The sequence below is a fragment of the Actinosynnema sp. genome (genome assembly GCF_052038725.1).
Genome location: NZ_JBQGCX010000582.1, coordinates 1 through 5,332, shown reverse-complemented (window position 1 = coordinate 5,332; position 5,332 = coordinate 1). Strand labels below are relative to the sequence as shown.

Sequence of the window (5,332 nt, the reverse complement as noted above, 5' to 3'; positions counted from 1 at the left end):
CGGGTCACGGCTGCGGGAAGAACCGCTTCACGAACACCTCCCACGCCCGGTCCCCGAAGATCGCCCGCTGCGGCCCCAGCAGCCGCACGGGAATCCCCACCCGGTACCGGATGCGCGGCTTGCGGTCGGTGATCGCCCGCTCCACGACCTTCGCCACCTGCCCCGAGCGCACCGACGTGCGCCCGCGCCCGGTCGGGTGCTCCACCTCCCGGTAGGCGCCGTGCCAGTCCACGAACCGCTGCCAGAAGTCCGCGTACAGCTCGCTGTCGGAGGACAGGCCCAGGTCGCCCACGGTGGTCGGCACGAACGAGCCCAGGATCGGCGACGGCTCGATCACCGCGACCTCGATGCCCCACGGCGCCACCTCCAGCCGCAGCGAGTCGCTGATGGCCTCCAGCGCGTGCTTGGTCGCCTGGTAGTAGCCGCGGCCGGGGGTGGCGAACAGCCCGAAGATCGAGGACATCATCACGATCCGCCCCGACCGCTGCTCCCGCATCCCCGGCAGCACCAGCTGCGTCATCCGGGACAGCCCGAAGAAGTTCGTCTCGAACTGCCTGCGCACCTGCTCCAGCGGCGTCTCGCCGATCGTGCCGTTGAGGCTGTGGGCGGCGTTGTTCACCAGCACCCCGACCGCCCCGTGGTCCTCGGTGATCCGCTTGACCGCCGCGGCCATCGACGCCTCGTCGGTCACGTCCACCCGCAGCGTCGTGATGCCCTCGGCGGCCAGGTCCTGGAGCCCGTCCAGGTTCCGGCCGGTCGCGTACACCGGGTGCCCGGCGCGGTGCAGCCGCAGCGCCGTCGCCCGCCCGGTGCCCGAGGACAGCCCGCCGCTGGAGTTGACCCCGGTGATCAGGACCGCCCGCGACGGGCTCACCGGTCACCGCCGCCCGGCTGGGACACCGGCTGCTGCGACACCCGGCTCGCGGCCACCGAGTAGCCCAGGCCCAGCCCGTCGACCATGCGCGTGATGAAGTTGAACATCGACGCGGTGAAGAACGCCTCCAGCAGCTCCTCCCGGCTCCACCCCGCCTCGCCCGCGACCCGCCAGTCCTCCTCGGTGATCTTGTACGCCTCCCGGCTGACCTTCGTCACCAGGCGCAGCAGCACCTTCGTGTGCTCGTCCACCGGCAGCTCGTCCACGCCGGACGCCGTCTCCACCGCCTTCGCGGTCTCCTCCGGCCCGCCGAACGCCCGGAAGAAGAAGTTGTGCGTGCCCACGCAGTACGGGCACTGGTTCACCTTCGACGTCCACGCCGAGATCAGCTCGCGGGTCTGCCGGGGCAGCACCCCGCCCAGGTACATGCCCTTGTAGCCGGCGACCACCGCCTCCAGCAGGTCCGGCCGGGACGAGGTCAGCCGGAACATGTCGGGCACGAACGGCAGCCCGGTGGCCTGCTTGATCTCGGCGTACAGCTCGGCGACGCGGCCGGTGGCCTGCGCCTCCTCCACCATCGGGACTCGGACCTCGGTCGTTGCGTCCATTCTCGACTCACCTCTCAGCGGTGGAACCGGGGATACGGGGGGTGTTGCGGCGGCGCAGGACCGGGACCGCCTCGGCCTGGAAGTCGACCTCGGCGTCGAAGCCCTTCACCACGCCCTCCACGACCAGCAGCGACAGCAGCGGGAACGCGAACTCCGGCGCCGGGAACAGCCCGAACCGCCGCTGCAGGTCGAACAGCCTGCCCGCGAACCGGGCCAGGTCGAACTCGCCGGACAGCGCGCCGGAGCTCTCGGCGACCAGCTCGCGCAGCCCCGACCGGAAGCCCTCCAGGTCGCAGTCGTCGGCCACGTGCGCGGCGCTGTCCACGACGATCTGGGCGCACATCCAGCCGTCGCCCATCGCCATGTTGATGAAGAAGTCGGAGAACGACCGGCGCACCGCCTCCGGCAGCCGGATCACGAACCCCGCGTCCAGCACGACCAGCCCGGCGTCGCGGTCGAAGTACAGGTTGCCGGGGTGCAGGTCGCAGTGCACCACGCCGTCCACGAACAGCATCTCGTAGATCGCCGCCAGCACCGCCCGCACCACCGCGCGCCGGGTCGCCGCGTCCAGCTCGCCCGGCTCGAACCGGGTCAGCCCGTCCACGTACTCCATCACCACGATCTCCGGCGTGCACAGCCCCGGCAGCGGCTCGGGCACGTGGACGTTCCCGGACGCGGCCAGGTTCGCGCGCAGCCGGGCCAGTGACTCTGCCTCGGCGGTGAAGTCGAGCTGCCGCAGGATCGCGCCGCCGACCTGGGCGTGCATCAGCGCGAACGGCATCCGCCGCAGCGCGGGCAGCCGGGCGGCCAGCGCCATCGCGGCCGAGGTGAGCGCGAAGTCCTGGCGCATCACCCGCGCGATGCCGGGGCGGCGCACCTTCACCGCGACGTCCCGGCCGTCCAGGGGGGTGGCGCGGTGGACGGTCGCGATGCTGCCGCACGCCACCGGCTCCCACCCGAACCCGGCGAACGGCCACTCCCGGTCCCGGTAGGCGCGCCGCACGGCCCGCCGCACCCGCCAGGCGCGCGGTGGCCGCGCGGCGTCGGTGAGCGTGGACAGCGGACCGGTGACCGCGTCGGGCAGCAGGTCGCGGCGGGTGCTGAGCAGCTGGCCGATCTTGATGTAGGACGGGCCGAGCGCGGTCAGCAGCCGCACCCACCGCCCGCCGTCGCGCAGCACGGCCCCGCCGGGCGAGCCGCGCAACCGCGCGAGCAGCGCCGCGCCCGCGAGCGCGGCGGCGTGGCCGAGGACCACCGCGCCCACGCGGGCGCCGCGCAGCGCCAGACCGGGCAGTCGGACCAGGCGGCGTGCGGTGTTCGGCACGAGCGCCCCCTTCCGTCGTGGGACCGGGTGGACCGGGCCGGGTGGACCGGTGTGCGACCTGGCCCGATCGTGCTGACCGGGGCGCGCGGACCACTACTCCCTGCGTGCCGGGAACACCGAAGTGGTTGGCGCGACAGGGTTCTTGGCCCCTTGACGAGCGCGCGGGGGCGCCGCGGGGGTGATCGGGCAACCTCGGAGAGCCGCCGCCCGCCGCGCCGGGCCACCCTGGGACGTGGTCCGCAGCCGACGAGTCAGGGGTGAGCGATGGTCCGGGCACGTCCGCGCGGCGAGGCCGCCACCAGGGTCACCCCGGAGCGCTGGCGGCAGGCCAGGCGGGCGGTGCTGGACGCGGGGGAGCGGTTCGCCGCCCTGGTCGAGTCCGCGCCCGACCCGGCGGCGCGCGCGGTCGGCCGCTGGAGCGTCGCCGAGACCGCCGCGCACGTCACCGCCATCGCGCTCAACAACACCGCGGTCGTCGCGGGCGGGACGAAGCCGTTCCCGGTGCCCGAGGTCCGCCCGCACCTGGCCGCCACCACGCTCGCCACCCTCTCCGGTGGCATGAACACCGCGCAGCTGGCCGCGTTCACCGAGCGCGACCCGCGCAGGCTCGCCGCCCGGCTGCGCGAGGCGCTCGCCCAGGTGCTGGCCACCACCGAGCACGCCGACCCCACCACCGCGCTGCCCTGGCTCGGCGGCTCCCGGCTCCCGCTCGCCGGCCTGCTCGCGCACCTGGCCAACGAGCTGCTCGTGCACGGCTGGGACGTCGCCCGCGCGGCGGGCGCGCGGTGGGAGCTGCCCGAGGAGCAGGCCGCGCTGTTCGTGGACCTGTTCCTGGTGGAGCTGACCCGGCACGGCGTCGGCCGCCTGCTCGACGACTACCCCGACCCGCCGCGCCCGATCGCGGTCGGCTTCCACTCCACCCGCACCGAGCCCGTGACCCTGGTGGTCGGGGCGGGCGTGGCGCGGGTGGAGGAGGGCGGCGGGCCGTGCGACGCGCACCTGCGGTTCCGGCCGTCCGCGCTCGACCTGGTGCTGTTCCACCGGATCGGCCCGGTCCGCGCCGCGCTCACCGGCGGGCTGCTCGTGGCGGGCAGGCGCCCGTGGCTGCTGGGGCCGTTCCTGCGGAAGGTGCGGATGCCCTGATCACACCGCCCACGGCGCGACCGGGTACCAGGGGATGATCTCGCGGCGGGCCAGCAGCCGCACGTCCCAGTACAGGAACGTGAACACCCCGGCCGTGATCAGCGCGGCGGCCGTGATCGCCGCCGCCCGCGAGGGCTTCGCCGTCAGCCACCGGTGCAGCCGCCCGCCGGTCAGCGCCGCCAGCGCCACGAACAGCACCGCCATCACCAGCACGTTCCCCAGCGACTGCAGGGTGAACGCCGCCGCGCCGTAGAGCGGGTCGTGCCGCTCGGCCGCGTCCCGGAACATCTGCCGGAACAGCGGGAACGGGCGGCCGATCAGGAACGCCCCCACCAGCACGCCCATCAGCACCAGCGGGGCCTGCGGGAAGCGCCGGGAGAGGCGGCGGAACGGGTCGGGCGCGTAGCCGAGCGCGGCCAGCCCCAGGTACACCATCACCAGCCCGATCAGCCCGAACACCACCAGCGACTGCAGGGCCCGGCCGTTCAGCACGCCCGGTTCGGCGGCGGCGGTGGAGAACTGCGGCATCCGGGTGCCGACCAGCCCGACCACCACCCCGTACAGCGCCGACACCGGCAGCATCCCCACCGCCAGCCAGCCCAGCGGGGTGAGCGCGGCCCGCGCCCTGGCCCACCGCGACCCGTCCGCGCCGAGCATCGGGGCGACCGCGCTGAACGCGGCCACGTTGCACGCGGTGAACGTGCCCGCCAGGCCGCTGACGAACGCGAACAGCACCCCGGCGGCGATCCCGGCGATCGGGGTGGCCTTGGCGTCGTGGCCGAGCAGGGTGTTGGCCACGTTGTCGCCGATGGTGGAGTCCACGAAGTGGGCCGACCAGACCACGGTGAGCAGGAAGCCCGCGACCGAGCTGAGCAGCAGCACCAGCCCGCGCCTGCGCGGGAAGTGCCCGTTGACGAACAGGGACGTCCCGGTGTCGGGAACGGGTGCGGGTGAGCGGTCTGCGGTGGGGCGCGCCATCTCGTCTCCTCGGGGAGCGGCAGGGGAGCGGTGCGGGACCGAGCGCGCTACAGCATCCCGGCGCGGCCACCGCGGCGCTTCTCCCAGCGTGCGCACCGGGCCCGCGCGCCGAGTCGTCCCCCGGAAGGACGAGCGCGGGACGGGTGAACCAGGGGGGAGTTGACGCCGGAAGCCCGACCCGCGAGGTCCACCGCGCAGAGCAACCTCGGAGAAGCGCGGTCGCGCGGGCCGGGTTCATGCTGGTGGTCGGCGCCCGAACGGCGCCCACCGCACAGCCACCCCCCGACGCGGCGCGCCGGGGACCGCCCGCGGCGTGGCACGGCGGTCGAGTGGGCCCTCGCCGTCCGCGCGGGCGGCGCGCAGGCCGGGGACCGGACGCCCGAACCCGCTCCCCGGCCGCACGCC

At 74.8% G+C, this 5,332-nt stretch carries 5 protein-coding genes; 1 reads left to right on the top strand and 4 read right to left on the bottom strand.

Annotated elements, in window-relative coordinates; translation table 11 throughout:
* Positions 1–4 precede the first annotated feature (4 nt).
* The 3 genes from ACTUAL_RS12200 to ACTUAL_RS12190 are packed head-to-tail and all read right to left on the bottom strand — an operon-like array spanning position 5 to position 2,806.
* Entirely contained in the window at positions 5–874 is an 870-nt protein-coding gene (locus tag ACTUAL_RS12200) for an SDR family NAD(P)-dependent oxidoreductase (RefSeq protein WP_096495208.1), read from the bottom strand.
* A complete protein-coding gene (locus tag ACTUAL_RS12195; RefSeq protein WP_440900311.1) occupies positions 871–1,482 on the bottom strand; it encodes a carboxymuconolactone decarboxylase family protein in 612 nt (203 codons plus the stop codon). Before ACTUAL_RS12195 ends, ACTUAL_RS12200 begins: the two co-directional genes overlap by 4 nt.
* Positions 1,483–1,489: 7 nt before the next feature.
* Complete coding sequence (locus ACTUAL_RS12190; protein WP_440900310.1) at positions 1,490–2,806, bottom strand: ABC1 kinase family protein; 1,317 nt, start codon at positions 2,804–2,806, stop codon at positions 1,490–1,492.
* Between the two features lie 264 nt (positions 2,807–3,070).
* Between ACTUAL_RS12190 and ACTUAL_RS12185 the strand changes: the two genes are divergently transcribed.
* Positions 3,071–3,949, top strand: a complete 879-nt coding sequence (locus ACTUAL_RS12185; RefSeq protein ID WP_440900309.1) for a maleylpyruvate isomerase family mycothiol-dependent enzyme — start codon at positions 3,071–3,073, stop codon at positions 3,947–3,949.
* On the opposite strand, the gene ACTUAL_RS12180 is transcribed toward ACTUAL_RS12185, so the two are convergent.
* Positions 3,950–4,927 (bottom strand): hypothetical protein, encoded by a 978-nt coding sequence (locus ACTUAL_RS12180; RefSeq protein WP_440900308.1) that lies wholly within the window; start codon positions 4,925–4,927, stop codon positions 3,950–3,952.
* Positions 4,928–5,332: the final 405 nt, after the last annotated feature.